Source organism: Micromonospora sp. NPDC049203 (assembly GCF_043197215.1).
Classification (GTDB): Bacteria; Actinomycetota; Actinomycetes; order Mycobacteriales; family Micromonosporaceae; genus Micromonospora.
The window spans coordinates 52,029-68,551 of the sequence record NZ_JBICSV010000012.1 but is presented as its reverse complement, the minus strand read 5'-3'; the positions used below and the strand labels follow the sequence as shown (position 1 = coordinate 68,551).

Genomic DNA, 16,523 nt, shown 5'->3' with positions numbered 1-16,523 from the left:
CGCGCCCCCGGCCGCCGTCAGGCGGTGCGGCGCATCACCGCGTAGACGGCGGGACCCTCGGAGAGGGCGAGCACGTTCACCAGATCCCAGCCGTAGTTCGACAGGTGCTCGACCGCCGCCAGGAGCAGCGGTAAGCCGCTTCTGCCCCACCTGTGCCGGGTGACGATCATCAGGTGCCGGTACGGATAGGCCCGGAGATCGACCTGGCCGCCGAGGACGGCGTCGGCGTCGACCGTCCGTTCCTGGGCGATCTGGTGCGGGGGGATCAGCGACATGCCCGGCAGGGTAGGCGCCGGCGTCGAGCCGCGCCCGGGCCGGACCGGGCGGCACAATGTTTCACGTGAATCCAGAGCCGGGCGCGCAGATCCATTCCACCGACCCGTTCGCGGCGCCGGCCGCGCAACGTTCACCGGTACGCCGGCTGCGCGGGCGGCTGGCCGCCCCGGTGACGCTCTGGACCGCGCCCGGCCCGGCCGGGCTGACCGTCTCGTCCACGCTCGTCGCCGAGGGCGAGCCGGACCGGCTGCTCGGGTTGATCGATCCGGAGTCGGACCTGTGGGCGGCGGTCGAGGACGCCGGGCGGTTCGCGGTGGCCGCGCTGGGCCCGCGGCACCGGCAGCTCGCCGACCGCTTCGCCGGGCTGTTCCCGTCCCCCGGCGGCCTGTTCGCGCTGGACGCCTGGACCGAGACGCCGTACGGCCCGGTGCCGGCCGACGCCGGCGGGTGGGCGGGCTGCCGCCTCGACACCGCCCGGGAGTACGGCTGGAGCCTGCTGATCGAGGCGACCATCGAATCGGTGGATCTGCCCCGGGACACCCCTCCGTTGCTCCACTACCGAGGCCGCTACCACGACCTCCCCGGCTGACCCCCCAGCTCCGTCGATCATGAAGTTGACGGCGCTCGGCGTCCGATTTGTCGCCGTCAACCTCATGATCGGCCGGGTGGGGGTGACCGGTTAGCGGAGTGATGTGGGTCACTGGGCGCAGTGGGGGTGCCGTTCGGCGCAACCGTTCGCCGCCGGGCGGCGGAGCCTTCCGGGGCCGGGAGCGCGCTCTCTACGGTGCGCGAAACTCCCCACGCCTTGCGAAGGTGGTGATCCACAGATGTCCACGGACACACCCGCGTCCGCACCCGCCGAGTCGGCGGCGGAACGGTACCTCGCCGTCCAGCGGTCGGACGAGTTCGCCGGGTTGCGGCGCACGCTGCGCGGCTTCGTCTTCCCGATGACCGTCGCGTTCTTCCTGTGGTACGCGCTCTACGTCATCCTCTCCGCGTACGCGCGGGGATTCATGGGCACGAAGCTGATCGGCAACATCAACGTCGCCCTGGTCTTCGGCCTGCTCCAGTTCGTCTCCACGTTCCTCATCGCCTGGTTCTACTCGCGGTTCGCCAACCGCCGGATCGATCCGGTCGCCGACCGGATCCGCGACGAGATGGGGGAGGTGACCCATGAACACGGTCCTCGCGGCTGAGGCGGGCAGCACCACCGCCCGGAACCTCACCATCACGCTGTTCCTGGTCTTCGTGGCCATCACGCTGGCGATCACCGTCTGGGCCAGCCGGCAGACCAAGACCGCCACCGACTTCTACGCCGGCGGCCGGTCCTTCTCCGGCTTCCAGAACGGCATGGCGATCGGCGGCGACTACATGTCGGCCGCGTCGTTCCTCGGCATCGCCGGCATCATCGCGCTCTACGGCTACGACGGCTTCCTCTACTCGATCGGCTTCCTGGTCGCCTGGCTGGTGGCGCTGCTGCTCGTGGCCGAACTGCTGCGCAACTCCGGCCGGTACACGATGGCTGACGTACTCGCGTTCCGGATGCGGCAGCGGCCGGTGCGGACGGCGGCGGCGGTCTCCACCATCACCGTGTCGATCTTCTACCTGCTGGCCCAGATGGTCGGCGCGGGCGCGCTCGTCGCCCTGCTGCTCGGCATCAAGCCGGACACCACGTTCCTCGGCATGGACGCCGACACCGCCAAGGTCGCCACCATCATCATGGTCGGTGCCCTGATGATCATCTACGTGACGGTCGGCGGCATGAAGGGCACCACGTACGTACAGATCGTCAAGGCGTTCCTGCTGATGGGCGGCGCGCTGGCGATGACGCTGCTGGTGCTCGCCAAGTACAAGTTCAACCTGTCCTCGCTGCTCGGCGACGCGGCCAGCGCCTCGGGCAAGGGAGCGGCGTTCCTCGAACCCGGGCTGCGCTACGGCGTGGAGACACCCGGCGACGCGCTGAAGACGTTCTACAGCAAGATGGACCTGCTCTCGCTGGGCATCGCGCTGGTCCTCGGCACGGCCGGCCTGCCGCACATCCTGATCCGCTTCTACACCGTGCCGACCGCGCGGGCGGCCCGCAAGAGCGTGCTCTGGGCGATCGGCATCATCGGCACCTTCTACCTGCTCACCCTGGCGCTCGGCTTCGGCGCGGCGGCGATCGTCGGCGGGTCGGAGATCACCGCGCAGGACAAGGCGGGCAACACCGCGGCGCCACAGCTCGCCGAGAAGCTGGGCGAGCAGTTCCTCGGCGGAGACCTGGGCGGCGCGACACTGCTGGCGATCATCGCGGCGGTCGCGTTCGCCACGATCCTCGCGGTGGTCGCCGGGCTGACCCTGGCGTCGTCGTCCAGCCTGGCGCACGACTTCTACGCCAACGTGATGAAGAACGGGCAGGCGTCGGAACGGCAGGAGGTGACTGTCGCCCGGGTCTCCGCGCTGGTGATCGGCGCGGTCTCGATCGTGCTGTCGATCTACGCGCAGAACCTGAACGTGGCGTTCCTGGTCGCGCTGGCGTTCGCGGTCGCCGCGTCGGGCAACCTGCCGGCGATCCTCTACAGCCTGTTCTGGAAGCGGTTCAACACCTCGGGCGCGGTCTGGGCGATCTACGGCGGCCTGCTCGCCGCCGTGGTGCTCGTCTTCTTCTCGCCGGTCGTCTCCGGCGTGCCGACGGCGATGTTCCCCGACCACGACTGGCACTGGTTCCCGCTGTCGAACCCGGGCATCATCTCGATCCCGTTCGGCTTCCTGTGCGGCTGGCTCGGCACGATCCTGTCGAAGGAGAGCGACGAGGAGAAGTACGCGGAGCTGGAGGTGCGCTCGCTCACCGGAGCCGGCGCGCACTGATCACCACCGTCGAGCGGGGTCCCTGCCTTACGCGGGGGCCCCGCCTCGCGTGTATAGGCTGACCGCCATGAAGGTCGCTCCCCGCTTCGGTACCGGACACCGCATCCTCGTCACCGGCGGCGCCGGTTTCGTCCCGTCACACCTGGTCGACCGGCTCGTCGAGCGCGGCTGCACCGTCGTGGTGCTGGACAACTTCGTCACCGGGTCCAAGGACAACGTGGCCCACCTGCTGGACAAGCCGACCTTCACCCTCGTCGAGGCGGACATCTCCGAAGGCCTGCCGCAGCACCCGGCGATGGCCGAGCGGTTCGACGCCATCCTGCACATGGCGTCCCCGGCCAGCCCCACCGACTTCGAGAAGCTGCCGGTGGAGATCCTCCGGGTCGGCTCGGTAGCCACGCTGGCGCTGCTGGAGCGGGCCACCGACGACGGCGCGCGGTTCCTGATGGCCTCCACCTCCGAGGCGTACGGCGACCCGAAGGAGCACCCGCAGCGCGAGACGTACTGGGGCAACGTCAACCCGATCGGCATCCGGAGCGTCTACGACGAGGCGAAGCGGTTCTCCGAGGCGGCCACCATGGCCTACCACCGCAGCCGGGGCACCGACACGGCGATCGTGCGGATCTTCAACACGTACGGCCCGCGGATGCGCCCGGACGACGGCCGGGCCATCCCGACGTTCGTCTCCCAGGCGCTGCGCGGGGAGCCGATCACGGTGCACGGCACCGGCAACCAGACCCGGTCGATCTGCTACGTCGACGATCTGGTGCGCGGCATCCTGCTGCTGCTGGACTCGACCGAGACCGGGCCGATCAACTGCGGCACCGAGCACGAGATGTCGATGCGGCAACTGGCCGAGACGATCGTGTCACTCACCGGAAGCACGTCCGAGGTGAGCTACATCACTCGTGCTTCCGATGACCCGGAGATGCGCCGCCCGGACCTGACCCTCGCCCGCGAACTGCTCGGATACGAGCCGAGCGTCACGCCCGAAGACGGCCTCCGACGCACCATCGAGTACTTCCGCGAGCGTCTCGGGTACTGAACCCGCCGAGGACGCGGCTGACATCGGCGCGCGTACGAGGGCGTCGGTGGCCCGGCCGACCTACCCTCGGTTACATGTCAGCGACCTCGTCTGCCGGCGCCCCGCTCCCCCGACACCTGAACCGGGGCGCGGGCCGCGCCCCGGTTCCCGGCTCCGGCCGGGCCGCCACCGGGCGTGCCCGGCCCTCGGAAACCAGGTGGTACCCCGCGCACGACGAGGCGCCCCGCTCCGGCGGTCCCGGCGGCCCGGCGGGCCCGGCCGGTCCCGGTGGTCCGGGCGGCGGCGGTCCGGGTGGGTCCGGCCGCCGTGGTCCCCGGCCGCGCTGGGGGCGCATCGGCCTGGTGGCCGGCGTGGCGGTGCTGGTGCTGGCGCTGCTCGGCGGCCTCGGCGCCTGGTTCTACGCCCGCAACCTGGACGACGACCTGGCGCGTACCGACCCGTTCGCCGGGATCACCGGGGGACGGCCGGCCAAGCAGGTCGAGGGCGCGTTCAACATCCTGCTCGTGGGCAGCGACTCGCGGGACCCGGACGCCCCTGTCGACGGCTCGGGCAAGTGGCGCGCGGACACCGTGATCGTCATGCACATCCCGGCCGACCACAAGAGCGCCTACCTGGTCTCGGTGCCGCGCGACCTGTACGTGCCGATCCCGGAGAGCGCCGGCGCGTCCTGCGACTCCGGCTCACGCAACAAGATCAACGCGGCGTTCGCGTTCGGCGGCCTGCCGCTGGCGGTGAAGACCGTGGAGTGCTTCACCGACGTACGCATCGACCACGTCATGGCCATCGACTTCGGCGGCTTCAAGGAGGTCACCGACGCGCTGGGCGGGGTCGACCTCAAGGTGGAGCGGACCATCACCTCGATCCACAAGCCGTACCGGACGTTCACCAAGGGCGTGAACCACATGAACGGCGCCGAGGCGCTGGACTGGGTCCGGCAGCGCAAGCAGTTCCCGGACGGCGACTTCGCCCGGATGCGGCACCAGCAGGAGTTCCTGAAGGCGCTGATGGACAAGGCGGCGAGCACCGGGACGCTCACCAACCCGAAGAAGCTGAACGACTTCCTCAAGGCGGTGACCGCCGCCGTCACGGTCGACCAGGGATTCTCGTTGACCGACATGGCAGTGCAGTTCCGCAGCCTGCGGGGCGAGAACCTGACGTTCGTCACCAGCCCGCACCTGGGCGGCCAGACCATCGACGGCCAGTCGGTGGTGGTGTCCGATCGGGAGAAGGCGCTGGCGATGTACAAGGCGATCGCCGCGGACCGGATGGCCGAGTGGATGCAGGCCAACCAGAAGGGTTCGGGCGACAGCGCGGGCGGCTGACGCCGGCACGGCACGACCTGTGTCGCGTGCTGGATCCTCGCCACCACGGAGGCCAACCGCCGACCGGCTCCTTACTCCTGCCCGTTCGGCCACACCCCGAGGATGTTGGCCGGGATTGACGGGAATTGCCGCCCGACGAGGTCGCAGAAACGAGAACCAGTACGTAAAGTGGTCCCGCCCCCGATCCCCGAGCTGGAGCACGCATGTCGGTCCAGACCAGCCGTCGCACCCACTCACCGGCACCCGGGTCATCCGGGCGGGTTCCTCCGGTCATCCCCACACAGCCCGGTTCCGGCGGTCGCGGTCCCGGCGGTGGCAAGAAGAAGCGCACGAAGCGCAAGGACCCGCTCTGGGCGAAGCTCACGCTCGTGCTCGGCGCCGTGCTGATGGTGACGAGCGGCGTGGCGATCGTCGGCAGCAAGGCGGTCATCGGCCAGGCCACCAACAACATCGCCCAGCGCAACCTGCTCGGCGAGGCGGGCAAGACCGAGGCCGAGGGTGGCAACAACCTCGAAGGCCCGATCGACATGCTGCTGCTCGGCGTGGACGCGCGGGCCCGCTGGGCCGCCGACGACGTCCGGGCCGACACGATCATCGTGCTGCACATCCCGGCCAGCCACGACCAGGCGTACCTGATCTCGATTCCGCGTGACACCGAGGCGCACATCCCGGCGTCCAGCAACGGCTTCAAGGGCGGCACCGACAAGATCAACGCCGCCTTCCAGATCGGCGCGCGCAACGGCGGCGGCTGGGAGGGCGGCGCCCAGATGATGGCCAAGACCATCAAGGGGATGACCGGGATCAGCTTCGACGGCGCCGCGATCATCAACTTCGGCGGCTTCAAGAACGTCATCGACGAGCTCGGCACGGTGCGGATCTGCGTGACCGAGGAGGTCTCCTCCCTGCACATGTCGTACGTCGACGGCAAGCCGATGTGGAACGCGGACGCCAAGAAGACCGGCAAGGCGCGCAAGCCGGTGACGTACAAGAAGGGTTGCCAGGAGATGGAGGGCTGGCAGGCGCTGGACTACTCCCGGCAGCGCAAGACCCTTCGCAACGGCGACTACGACCGCCAGCAGAACCAGCAGCAGCTGATCAAGGCGATGGCCAAGAAGGCCTCCGAGAGCGGCACGCTGACCAACCCGATCAAGCTGAACGGGCTCATCAAGGCGGCCGGCAAGGCGTTCGTGCTGGACACCGGCGGCGTGTCGATCGAGGACTTCATCTTCACGATGAAGGGTGTGACCGGCAACGACCTCGTCACCCTGCGGACCAACGGCGGCACCTTCAACGGCAACGGCAACAACCGCGAGGTGCTCAACCAGCTCAGCATGGACATGTTCCAGGCGGTCAAGGACGACAAGCTGGCCGAGTTCGTGGTGAACAACCCGGACGTCCTCTCCACCCGTAAATGACGCTCTGACCTGCGCGAAAGCGATACCGGTCGGCCGATCCCCCCGTAGCCTGACGTGAGCGGGTCTCATGTCGCGGCTACGGGGGGATCGTCACGTCCAGGCCAGCACGGAACCGACGCGGGCGGGGTGGACCCGCCCGCCGGGCCCGGTTCCTGCTCGGCGCCGGGCTCGCCCTGGTACTGCTGGCCACGCTCGGCGTCGCCGGTCTGCACTGGCTCACCTCGCGCTACGACCGCACCGTCGCCAAGGAGCAACTGCTCGACCCGGCCGCCCGGAAGAAGCGGACAGACCTGGACGGCGCACTCAACTACCTGCTGATCGGCTCGGACCACCGGCCCGGCGCGAGCCCGGAGGACCAGCGCTCCGACAGCATCCTGATCGTGCACGTACCGGCCGGGATGCGGCAGGCGTACCTGATCTCCGTGCCGCGCGACCTGCTGGTGGCGCTCCCCGCCGCGCCCGGATTCCCCGGCGGCCAGGACAAGGTGAACGCCGCGTACGAGCACGGCGGCGGCGGTGAGGGCGGCGCGCGGCTGCTCAGCACCACCCTGAGCCGGCTCACCGGGATCCGCTTCGACGGCGCGGCGCTCGTCGACTTCTCCGGCTTCAAGCAGGTGATCGACCAGCTCGGCGGCATCCGGATGTGTGTGGACACGCCGGTGCGCTCGATCCACACCCAGCACCAGTTCGACGCCGGCTGCCAGCAGATGGACGGCGCGCGGACGCTGGACTACGTACGGCAGCGCTACGACCTGCCCGGCGGCGACTACGACAGGCAGCGGCACCAGCAGCAGATGCTGCGGGCGATGGTCGACCGGGCCGGCCAGACGCGGCTGCGCGACGACCCGGTCAAGCTGGACCGGGTGCTGCGCGCGGCGGGCGGGGCGCTGACCGTGGACACCAACGGCGTACCCCTCGGCGAGCTGCTGTTCGCGCTGCGCGGCCTGCCCGCGGACGCCCTGCGCGGGGTCCAGGTGCCCTCCTACCCGCAGACCATCGACGGCGTCTCGTACGTGGTGCTCGACGACGGTGGCGCCGGGCTGTTCGCCGCGCTGCGCGACACGCGGGTGCCGCAGTGGGCCGGCGCGAATCCGCGCTGGGTCAACCGGCTGTGAGCGGCTCGGGCGACTAGGCTTGGTTACCGTGTTCGGAGCCTCACTACCCAGCGTCCCCGCGTCGGCCGTGCCCGACGACGTCTACCTGCTCGACGTCCGGGAGGACGACGAATGGGCCGCCGGCCACGCGCCGGCCGCCCATCACCTGCCGATGACCGAGCTGCCCGCCCGGATCGCCGAGATCCCGCAGGACCGCGACGTGGCGGTGATCTGCCGCTCGGGCGGACGGTCCGCCCAGGTGGTCGGTTACCTCATGCGCAACGGCTGGGACCAGGTGCGCAACGTCGACGGAGGGATGGGCGACTGGGCCGCCGCCGGCCGTCCGGTGGTAACCGACGACGGGCAGCCGGGCCGGGTCGCCTGAAGTCGGTGACGCGTCCGTGACCGCCCCCCTGGTCTTCGCCCATCGCGGCGCCTCGTACGACCTGCCGGAGCACACGCTCGCCGCCTACCTGCGCGCCCTCGACGAGGGCGCGGACGGGCTGGAGTGCGACGTCCGGCTGACCCGCGACGGGCACCTGGTCTGCGTCCACGACCGCCGACTGGACCGCACCAGCAACGGCCGTGGGCTGGTCAGCGCGCGTACGCTCGCCGAGCTGGAGGCGCTCGACTTCGGCTCCTGGCACCGCGCCGCGACGCTCGCCGAGGACGACGTGCGGCTGGACGAGTCGCACACCCGGCTGCTCACGCTGGAACGGCTGCTCGACGCGGTGCTGGCCGCCGGGCGGCCGGTCCGGCTGCTGGTCGAGACCAAGCACCCGTCGCGCTACCGGGGCGACGTGGAGCGGCGCCTGGTCGAGATGCTGCGCCGGTACGGGCTGGCCGAGCCCCGCCCGGACGATCCGGTCCAGGTGACCGTGATGTCGTTCTCGCCGCTCGCCGTACGCCGGGTCCGGGAACTCGCGCCGGCGCTGCCCACGGTGCTGCTGCTGGAGGTCCTGCCCCGCCTGCTGCCGCTGGGCCGGCTGCCGTTCGGCGCCCGGATCGCCGGTCCCGGCGTGGATCTCGTCCGGGCCCGCCCGCGCCTGGTCCCCGCGCTGCGCGCCGCCGGCAATTCGGTCTACGTCTGGACCGTCAACGAGCCGGAGGACCTGGAACTCGTGCTGGAAGCGGGCGTGGACGGGGTGATCACGGACCGGCCGGCCCGCGCGCTGGCCCGGTTGGGCCGGTGAGTCCCGTCGATCGGTACGGGGGACGGTCGACCGGCCGGGGGTGTCCCGGACGCGGACGGCGCGGCACACTCGGGACATGCCGGAGCGAACCGACTACCCCGCCTTCATCGCCGGCCACACCGCAGTGATCAATATGATCAACTCCGGCGAGTCCGGTCTCGCCGTGCTCACCCGACTCCTCGGCGAGGTCCAGCCGGCGGTCGGCGCGGCCGGCCTGGTCTTCGTGGAGTTCACCCCGGCCGGCGGACGGGTCGTCGCCGCGACCGGCAGCGCCGAGTTCGTCCTCGGCCGCCCGCTGCCCGCCACCGACCCGGCCACCGTCTGCCTGCTCGCCGGCCCGCCGGTACGGGAGGTCCGGGTCGACGCGATCCCCGGTGCGCTCGCCGACGAGGTCGCCGGCCGGGGCCTCTGCCGGATGATCGTGGCGCGCGCCGAGATCGGCGGGCTCACCGTCGGCAGCCTGCACGCGCTCTACCCGCTGGGCGAACCGCTGCAACCCTCGCAACGCGCCGTCATCGGCTACATCGCCGCCTGCGTCGCCCACATGTACGGCGACCAGACCGGCCTGCCCGTACACGGGGACGGCCCGGTCGTGGCGGCGCTCGCCGACGGCCTCGCGGTGGTGGACCGGGACGGCCGGGTCCGGCTCTGGAACCCGGCCGCGGTCGAGGTGACCGGCCGGCCGGCGGACGAGGCGCTGAGCCGCCCGCTGCCGTTCCCGCTGCCGCCGCCCGGCCAGGTGCTCGACCACCGGCTGCCGGACGGCCGCTGGCTGCGGATCACCTCCGGCGAGCTGCCCGGCCCGAACGCGCTGCGCGTGGTCACCTTCCGCGACACCACCGACCAGCAGCGGCGCGACCACGACCGGGACCTGTTCGTCGCGGTGACCAGCCACGAGCTGCGTACCCCGGTCACCGTCATCAAGGGGTACGCGGACACGCTCACGGACCACTGGGACTCGCTGAGCGACGGCGACCGCAGGCAGGCCGCCCGGATCATCGGCCAGCGCGCGAACGAGCTGGCCCGCCTGGTCGACCGGCTGCTGACCGCCGCCACCGAGAACCGTCCCGGCGGTGAGCCGGCCGCGCCGTTCGACCTGGTCGACGCGCTGCGCGCGGCGGTGACCGACCTGCCGGCCGACGTCCGGCACCGGGTCGTGCTCGACCTGCCCGCCGACCTGCCGAAGGCGCTCGGCGACCGGCACAGCCTCGCCACTGTGCTCACCGAACTGGGCACCAACGCCGGGAAGTACTCGCTGCCGGACACGCCGATCGAGATCACCGCCGAGGCGAACGAGCGGACCGTCTCGTTCCGGGTGGCCGACCGGGGCATCGGCATCCGCCCGGAACACGTGGAGCGGGCCTTCGAACGGTTCTGGCAGGGGGAGTCCGGCGACCGCCGCCGCTATCCCGGCGCCGGGCTCGGCCTCTATCTCGTCCGCCAGATCGTTGAACAGCAGAATGGATGGGTATCCCTCCGGCCCAGAGCCGGTGGCGGTACGGTCGCAGAGGTGCGGCTGCCCCGGGGCTGACCCGGGGCGCTCACGGGCGGGGAAGGAACGACGTGTCGACTGGTCCGGCCGAACGGTCGTGGTGCGTGGTGGTGCCCCACGACGCCACCGGCGCGCGCCTGGCCCGGCACCGCCTCGCCGACGAGCTGACCGGCGTCGTACCCCCGGTCCTGATGGCCGACCTGGTCGCGGTCCTCGCCGAACTGGTCGGCAACGCGGTCCGGCACGCCGACGCCCTGCCCGGCGGCGTGGTGCGGGTCGCCTGGCGGCTGCGCCCGACCGAGCAGGGGCCGAGCATCGAGCTGCGGGTCACCGACGGCGGTGCCGGTGCCGGCCCGTGCATGCGTACCGCCTCGCCGGACGCGGCCGACGGGCGTGGGCTGCACATCGTCGCCGGGCTCGCCAGCGGCTGGGGGGTGGAGCGCGACGGTCTGGGCCAGAGCGTGTGGGCCCGGTTCGACCCGGTCCCGGCGCATCGGACGGACCTGGTCGCCGCGGGCTGACCGGCGCGACAGCCGGGTCCGGCCCCCACCGCCGGGGCCCGGCATCTAGGCTGTCTCGCCATGGGCGAGCGGAGCGGAGCGGGCGCATGAGCAAGCGTCGGAAGAACCAGCGGGCCGTCGAGGCCACCCCGAAGCGGGAGAAGGTGCGCGACGTCTTCGTGCCCCGGCCGTTCGAGGGCCTGGCCGACGAGCCGGAGTGGATCGCCCTGCGCGAGCTGGTCCCGGCCGCGTCCGCGCCGCTGCGGCTGACCCCGGAACTGATCGAGGAGTACGGCGACCGGCCGGTCACGCTGGCCACCGTGCTGCCGATGGCCGCCCCGGCGATGACCAAGCCGGACGGGCGGGTCTTCATCGGCCTGCAGCGGCACCAGCAGTCCGGCGACGTCTCCCGCGACCTGGCCGACGCGCTGATCTCCGCGCTGCGTACCGAGCCGGGCGGCCAGGTGAGCGTGCCACCGCTGCCCGGGCCGGGCCCCCGCCTCCAGGACATCCTGGTGGACGGCCCGCTGGAGATCACCATGCACGACGGGTTCGACTTCTGGCTCGACCCGGGCGCCGCCGACGACCCGAACGTGCAGGCGTCCCTGGAGCGGGCCAACTCGGCGATCTACCCGACGGTCAAGCTGGCCGCCGCGCGGGCCGCGTACTGGTGCCAGGTGCCGGAGAAGGCCCACGTGCGCCTGGTCCTGCCGGAGGACGAGGACGCCGCGCTGGACGCGCTGTCCCGGCTCGCCGCGGCGGGCGCGCTGACACTCGGCGACGACACGAAGTTCGCTGGCATGTTCCGGGCACACGGACGGCTGGCGCCGGTCTGGGACCTGCCGGAGGACACCCCGGCCGCCGAGTGGGAGGCGCCGGTGGCGGAGTTCGCCAAGCGCTACGCCGAGGCGGTGGCGGAGCGGGAGCCGCTCGACGCGGCCGGCCGCCGGGCCCGCCAGGGCCTGCTCGGCCGCCAGCTGACGCTGCGCTGACGGCTCCGGGTCAGGCGGCCCCGCCCTTCTCCCGCACCAGCGGGCAGGACATACAGCGCGGGCCGCCCCGCCCGGAGCCCAGTTCCGACCCGGCGATGGCGATCACCTCGATGCCGGCGCGTTCCAGTTGCGCGTTGGTCTCCACGTTGCGCTCGTAGCCGACGCAGAGCCGGGGCGCGAGCGCGAGCGTGTTGTTGCCGTCGTCCCACTGCTCGCGTTCGGCGGTGACCGGGTCGAGGCCGGTGTCGATCACGCGGAGCTGGTCGAGGTCCATCGCGTCGGCGGCGGCCCGCAGGAACGGCGCCGGCCCGTCGACCCGCAGGTCGTCGCCGTCCGCGCCGGCGATGACCGTGTACGCGGACAGCTCGTGGGCGACGTTCGGGTACATCAGCACGGCGTCCACGTCGACCATCGTGCAGATCGTGTCCAGGTGCATGGTGGCGCGTTCCTGCGCGATCGGCACCACCAGGATGGTGTGTGCCAGTCCGGCCGCGAACACCTGCCGGGCCAGCCGTTCCGCACCGGCCGGGGTGGTGCGCTCGCCGACACCGACGGCGAGCACTCCCGGCGCGAGCAGCAGCACGTCGCCGCCCTCCAGATGCTCCAGCCGGGGGTGGTAGACGAACTCGGTGCCGGCGAAGCGCGGGTGGTGGCGGTAGATGGCGTCGGTGAGCGTGGTCTCCCGCCGCCGGGCCGGCATGGCCAGGCTGGTCACACCGACCCGGTCGCCGATCCAGACCGACGAGTCGCGGGTGAACAGCAGGTTCGGCAGCGGGTCGATGACGAAGTCGTGCCGGTTCATGAGCGTCCAGACCAGACCGCCGGGGCGGTCGGCGCCGATCCGCAGTTCCTCGTGGGCGAGCCCGGCGGTGAGCACGTCGGCCAGCCCGGCCGGGTCGAGGTACGTCAGATGGTCGGCGACCCGGCGCCGCAGGGTGTGGCCGAGCCGGCGGGACCGCAGCACCTGCTCGGTCAGCTCGGCCCGGGCGTCTGCCACGGCGAGCGTCTCGACCAGCAGGTCGACCAGATAGAGCACCTCGACCCCACGGGACCGCAGCGCCGCCGCGAACGCGTCGTGCTCCTCCTGCGCGCGTCCCACCCACGGGATAGCGTCGAACAGGAGACTGTCGTTGTTGCGTGGGGTGAGGCGGGCCAGTTCCGGTCCCGGGCGGTGCAGCAGCACCGTCCCGAGTCGGGCGACTTCGCTGTCCACATAGTGGGTCACTCCCGCAGCCTAGGGCAGGCTTGCGCAGCATCCGGAAAAGAAGTGTGAATGAATATGGCATTCATCCGCACTCACTCCGGCGGTCCAACTTGCCGAGCCCCCGGGGGCGCAACGTAGGGTAGTGGAGACATAACTTCGAGAGACCTTTTGCCGGAGGTCGCGATGACTGTCTTTCCCGCTCGTCGAGCCGTACCGAGCAGGGCACTGCCGCCCCGCACGGTGCCGCACTCCCGGGTCGAGCCCACCTCGGTGCTCGAGCCGGCCCGACCGACTCCATTGGAGTGGGCCCGGCGTCGCCGGGCGGAGCGGGGGGCCCGCCGGTTGGAAGCGGCAGGGGCCCGCGCCCTGGGCCAACTCGACCACCTCGGTCCCGCCTGGCACGTCATCGAGTGGCCCCGGACGGATCCGGCCGACATGCTGCTCGATCGCGACGGCGACGACCGGGCCGGGTTCCTGGCCATCGGCCCGAGCGGCTTGTTCGCGGTCACCATCGCCGACCACGGCCGGGCCCGGGTGCTGGTGGCCGGAGACGTGGTCCAGATCAACGGCAAGCGCCCGCCGTACGTGGCGGAGGCACGCCGGGACGCCAAGCGCGCCAGCAAGGCCCTCTCCGACGCGGTCGGCCTGCCGATCCCGGTCACCCCGGTGCTGACGTTCGTCGGCTCCGGGGTGATCAGCGTCTACGGCCTGCCGAAGGACTGCCTCATGGCCACCCACCGCGAGCTGGACCGCCTGCTCGTGGCCGGCGGGAACCGGATCAGTCCGGCCACCGCCGAGAAGCTCTCCCGCGTCGCCCAGGCGCCGGCGACCTGGTTCAACGGCACGTACCGTCCATCCGCCGACTACCGGTGGTATGACGAGGGCCGAACGGCCGCTGACAAGCGGGCCGCCCGCCGGTAACGTCTCCGGCGACGCCACGCGGCCCCCGGCACCGCCCCCGACTGGTTCCGTCGGTCCGCGCCGTCGCCGGCCGCCCGGGCAGCCGATGCTTCCGCCGCACCGACCGGCTAGCGTGGACAGACCGTCGGTGTACATAGGAGGCGCGGTGGCCCACGTCGAACTCTCACTCTCGGAAGTGTTCGCGCCCGCGGCATCCACCGAGCAGGAGTCCGACAACTTCGGGCAGTGGTCCGGCATGGTCTCCCGGGCCGCCGAGCCGTGCCTGCTGATCGACGCCGGCACCACTGTGGTGGCGATCTCCTCGTCCGGCTGCGACCTGCTCTGCCTGGGCGCCCCGGAGGACGTCATCGGCCTGCCGCTGCTGGAGGGTGGCCTGCGCCTGGTCGACTTCACGGCCAGCCCGAGCGAGCTGACCGAGCAGGAGACCGACAAGATCCCGCCGTTGCTGGCGCTGCACTCCGGGCGGCTCGCCCGCGGCCTGCTGCGCGTGCAGGGGCCCGGCTCCGACGCCGGCCGGACGGTCGACGCCATCTCCACGCCGGTGCTCACCGACGGCGCGGTGGCCGGCTCGCTCACCTTCCTCTCCGCGGTCTGACCGGCGACGAGAGCCACGCCCTTCACCCGGGCCGGTCATCATCCTACGATGGCCTCGGCCCCACCACACGACGACACCCCTCGATGCCCGAGGACGCCCCCGTGCCCCGCACCCCACAGCCCCGACGCCGCCACCGCCCGCTGGCGCTGCTGACGCTGCTCGCCCTCGCCGCCTGCGGCACACCACCCGAACTGCGCGCACCACCACCCGCCGCGGCCACGCCCGTACCGGCCCCGACGGCGTCCGCCACGCCGACCCCGAGCGCCACCCCCACCCCACCGGCGCCCGTCCTCCCGCCCACGCTCTCCCCGTCCGTGCCGTCGTCGGCGGTGCCCTGCCGGGGGCGGCCCTCCGGCGACCGGATCGTCGCGCTGCTGCGCGGCTCCGCAGGCGTGCTGCCCCGCGACGTCCGGGTCACGGTGGCGACCGGTCCGCTCTGCGCCGACGGTTGGCAGTACACCGTGCTGACCGTCCCCGGGCACGAGGAGTTGCAGGTGGTCACGCGCGGCGAGACCGGCACGCCGAGGCTGGTCACCGCCGGCACCGACGTGTGCGGCATCGAGGTGCGGACCGTGGCACCGGCCGGCATCCGTACCCTGGCCTGCGACGGCACGCCGGGTGCGTAGGCTGGTCGGCATGCCGGGAACACCGCCGACCCGCTTCGTCTACCTGGGCCCCGAGGGCACCTTCGCCGAGCAGGCGCTGCGCACGGTGCCCGCCGCCGAGCGCGGGGACCGCACACCCGCCCGCAGCGTCGGCGAGGCGCTCGACGCGGTACGCGCCGGAGAGGCGGACGCGGCACTGGTGCCGCTGGAGAACTCCATCGGCGGCGCGGTCGGGGTGACGCTCGACGAACTGGTCGAGGGCGACCCGCTGGTGATCACCCGCGAGGTGGTCCTGCCGGTGGAGTTCGTGCTGGCCGCCCGCGCCGGCACCACGCTGTCCGACGTCCGCGCCGTCGCGGCCCACCCACAGGCGTCCACCCAGTGCCGGGGCTGGCTGCGGGAGCACCTGCCCGACGCCACAGTGGTCGACGTGCTCTCCAACGGCGCCGCCGCGGCCGGGGCGGCCGGTGGCGAGTACGACGCCGCCATCTGCGCCCCGATCGGCGCGAGCCGGCACCGGTTGGCGGTGCTCGCCGACAAGATCGCCGACCACTCGGACGCGGTGACCCGGTTCGCGCTCGTGGCCCGCCCCGGGCCGCCCCCGCCGCCCACCGGCGACGACCTCACCTCGCTCGCGGTGTTCCTCGCCCACGACCGGGTGGGCGCGCTGCTCGCGGTGCTGATGGAGCTGGCGGTACGCGGCGTGAACATGACCCGGATCGAGTCCCGCCCGACCGGCGAGGCGCTCGGCCGCTACGTGTTCTTCCTGGACTGTGCCGGGCACGTCGCCGACGTACGCCTCGGCGAGGCGTTGCAGGGGCTGCGCCGGGTCTGCGCGGACGTTCGGTTCCTGGGGTCGTACCCCCGGCACCGCTGGAGCACGGCGGCGGGTGACCAGCAGACGCCGGTGCCGCCGGGGCTCACCGACGCCGACTACGCCGACGCGGCGGCCTGGGTGGCCCGGCTGCGGGCCGGTGAGCTGAGCTGACCGGCCCGGGGCGACCTCGGCGGACGCCCCGGGC

The 16,523-nt window shown here is 72.4% G+C and carries 18 protein-coding genes; 16 read left to right on the top strand and 2 right to left on the bottom strand.

The annotated features are described in order from the left end of the window. Window positions 1–17: 17 nt before the first annotated feature. Window positions 18–275 carry a hypothetical protein gene (locus ACGFIA_RS25555; RefSeq protein ID WP_393262484.1) on the bottom strand — a complete coding sequence of 86 codons (258 nt, stop codon included), beginning with the start codon at window positions 273–275 and terminating at the stop codon, window positions 18–20. A gap of 56 nt (window positions 276–331) precedes the next feature. Here ACGFIA_RS25555 and ACGFIA_RS25550 point away from each other — a divergent pair, with 56 nt between their 5' ends. The 12 genes from ACGFIA_RS25550 (at window position 332) to ACGFIA_RS25495 (ending at window position 12,176) form a co-directional block, all read left to right on the top strand. Then, a complete protein-coding gene (locus tag ACGFIA_RS25550; protein ID WP_357382002.1) occupies window positions 332–865 on the top strand; it encodes a flavin reductase family protein in 534 nt (177 codons plus the stop codon). 238 nt (window positions 866–1,103) lie between these two features. Continuing rightward, a complete protein-coding gene (locus ACGFIA_RS25545; RefSeq protein ID WP_357382004.1) occupies window positions 1,104–1,472 on the top strand; it encodes a DUF485 domain-containing protein in 369 nt (122 codons plus the stop codon). Further along, a complete protein-coding gene (locus ACGFIA_RS25540) occupies window positions 1,450–3,123 on the top strand; it encodes a cation acetate symporter (RefSeq protein ID WP_357382006.1) in 1,674 nt (557 codons plus the stop codon). The genes ACGFIA_RS25545 and ACGFIA_RS25540 overlap by 23 nt, the downstream gene beginning before the upstream one ends. 67 nt (window positions 3,124–3,190) lie before the next feature. Then, window positions 3,191–4,168, top strand: coding sequence for an NAD-dependent epimerase/dehydratase family protein (locus ACGFIA_RS25535; RefSeq protein WP_393262480.1), 978 nt, complete (start codon window positions 3,191–3,193; stop codon window positions 4,166–4,168). Window positions 4,169–4,242: 74 nt separating this feature from the next. Then, window positions 4,243–5,490, top strand: coding sequence for an LCP family protein (locus ACGFIA_RS25530; protein WP_357382010.1), 1,248 nt, complete (start codon window positions 4,243–4,245; stop codon window positions 5,488–5,490). 203 nt (window positions 5,491–5,693) lie between these two features. Continuing rightward, window positions 5,694–6,905 (top strand): LCP family protein, encoded by a 1,212-nt coding sequence (locus ACGFIA_RS25525; RefSeq protein WP_357500457.1) that lies wholly within the window; start codon window positions 5,694–5,696, stop codon window positions 6,903–6,905. A 179-nt stretch (window positions 6,906–7,084) separates the two neighbouring features. Further along, window positions 7,085–8,020 carry an LCP family protein gene (locus ACGFIA_RS25520; protein WP_357479809.1) on the top strand — a complete coding sequence of 312 codons (936 nt, stop codon included), beginning with the start codon at window positions 7,085–7,087 and terminating at the stop codon, window positions 8,018–8,020. 28 nt (window positions 8,021–8,048) lie between these two features. Then, a complete protein-coding gene (locus ACGFIA_RS25515) occupies window positions 8,049–8,384 on the top strand; it encodes a rhodanese-like domain-containing protein (protein WP_013289303.1) in 336 nt (111 codons plus the stop codon). 16 nt (window positions 8,385–8,400) lie between these two features. After that, window positions 8,401–9,192 (top strand): glycerophosphodiester phosphodiesterase family protein, encoded by a 792-nt coding sequence (locus ACGFIA_RS25510; protein WP_357479705.1) that lies wholly within the window; start codon window positions 8,401–8,403, stop codon window positions 9,190–9,192. A gap of 76 nt (window positions 9,193–9,268) precedes the next feature. Beyond that, window positions 9,269–10,723: an ATP-binding protein gene (locus ACGFIA_RS25505; protein ID WP_357479702.1), complete on the top strand. Its 1,455-nt coding sequence runs from the start codon at window positions 9,269–9,271 to the stop codon at window positions 10,721–10,723. Window positions 10,724–10,788: 65 nt separating this feature from the next. Beyond that, entirely contained in the window at window positions 10,789–11,205 is a 417-nt protein-coding gene (locus tag ACGFIA_RS25500; protein WP_357382299.1) for an ATP-binding protein, read from the top strand. A gap of 86 nt (window positions 11,206–11,291) precedes the next feature. Next, entirely contained in the window at window positions 11,292–12,176 is an 885-nt protein-coding gene (locus tag ACGFIA_RS25495; protein WP_357470749.1) for a DUF5926 family protein, read from the top strand. A gap of 10 nt (window positions 12,177–12,186) precedes the next feature. Here ACGFIA_RS25495 and ACGFIA_RS25490 read toward each other — a convergent pair whose 3' ends face one another. Beyond that, window positions 12,187–13,401, bottom strand: coding sequence for an arginine deiminase (locus ACGFIA_RS25490; RefSeq protein WP_357382023.1), 1,215 nt, complete (start codon window positions 13,399–13,401; stop codon window positions 12,187–12,189). A gap of 162 nt (window positions 13,402–13,563) precedes the next feature. Here ACGFIA_RS25490 and ACGFIA_RS25485 point away from each other — a divergent pair, with 162 nt between their 5' ends. From ACGFIA_RS25485 to pheA, 4 genes are all read left to right on the top strand, one after another. Further along, window positions 13,564–14,301: a hypothetical protein gene (locus ACGFIA_RS25485; RefSeq protein WP_357382025.1), complete on the top strand. Its 738-nt coding sequence runs from the start codon at window positions 13,564–13,566 to the stop codon at window positions 14,299–14,301. A 145-nt stretch (window positions 14,302–14,446) separates the two neighbouring features. Further along, entirely contained in the window at window positions 14,447–14,896 is a 450-nt protein-coding gene (locus tag ACGFIA_RS25480; RefSeq protein WP_013289310.1) for a hypothetical protein, read from the top strand. An 83-nt stretch (window positions 14,897–14,979) separates the two neighbouring features. Then, the gene (locus ACGFIA_RS25475) at window positions 14,980–15,522 is read left to right on the top strand and encodes a hypothetical protein (protein ID WP_357382028.1); all 543 of its coding nucleotides are present in this window, start codon (window positions 14,980–14,982) and stop codon (window positions 15,520–15,522) included. Window positions 15,523–15,532: 10 nt separating this feature from the next. Continuing rightward, on the top strand, window positions 15,533–16,489 hold the full coding sequence (pheA, locus tag ACGFIA_RS25470) for a prephenate dehydratase (protein WP_357479692.1): 957 nt from the start codon (window positions 15,533–15,535) through the stop codon (window positions 16,487–16,489). The last annotated feature ends 34 nt before the right edge of the window (window positions 16,490–16,523 follow it).

Coding starts and splice junctions, on each gene's coding strand:
- ACGFIA_RS25555 (WP_393262484.1), bottom strand. CDS start 275: ATGTCGCTGATCCCCCCGCACCAGATCGCCCAGGAACGGACGGTCGAC.
- ACGFIA_RS25550 (WP_357382002.1), top strand. CDS start 332: ATGTTTCACGTGAATCCAGAGCCGGGCGCGCAGATCCATTCCACCGAC.
- ACGFIA_RS25545 (WP_357382004.1), top strand. CDS start 1,104: ATGTCCACGGACACACCCGCGTCCGCACCCGCCGAGTCGGCGGCGGAA.
- ACGFIA_RS25540 (WP_357382006.1), top strand. CDS start 1,450: ATGAACACGGTCCTCGCGGCTGAGGCGGGCAGCACCACCGCCCGGAAC.
- ACGFIA_RS25535 (WP_393262480.1), top strand. CDS start 3,191: ATGAAGGTCGCTCCCCGCTTCGGTACCGGACACCGCATCCTCGTCACC.
- ACGFIA_RS25530 (WP_357382010.1), top strand. CDS start 4,243: ATGTCAGCGACCTCGTCTGCCGGCGCCCCGCTCCCCCGACACCTGAAC.
- ACGFIA_RS25525 (WP_357500457.1), top strand. CDS start 5,694: ATGTCGGTCCAGACCAGCCGTCGCACCCACTCACCGGCACCCGGGTCA.
- ACGFIA_RS25505 (WP_357479702.1), top strand. CDS start 9,269: ATGCCGGAGCGAACCGACTACCCCGCCTTCATCGCCGGCCACACCGCA.
- ACGFIA_RS25495 (WP_357470749.1), top strand. CDS start 11,292: ATGAGCAAGCGTCGGAAGAACCAGCGGGCCGTCGAGGCCACCCCGAAG.
- ACGFIA_RS25485 (WP_357382025.1), top strand. CDS start 13,564: ATGACTGTCTTTCCCGCTCGTCGAGCCGTACCGAGCAGGGCACTGCCG.
- ACGFIA_RS25475 (WP_357382028.1), top strand. CDS start 14,980: ATGCCCGAGGACGCCCCCGTGCCCCGCACCCCACAGCCCCGACGCCGC.
- pheA (WP_357479692.1), top strand. CDS start 15,533: ATGCCGGGAACACCGCCGACCCGCTTCGTCTACCTGGGCCCCGAGGGC.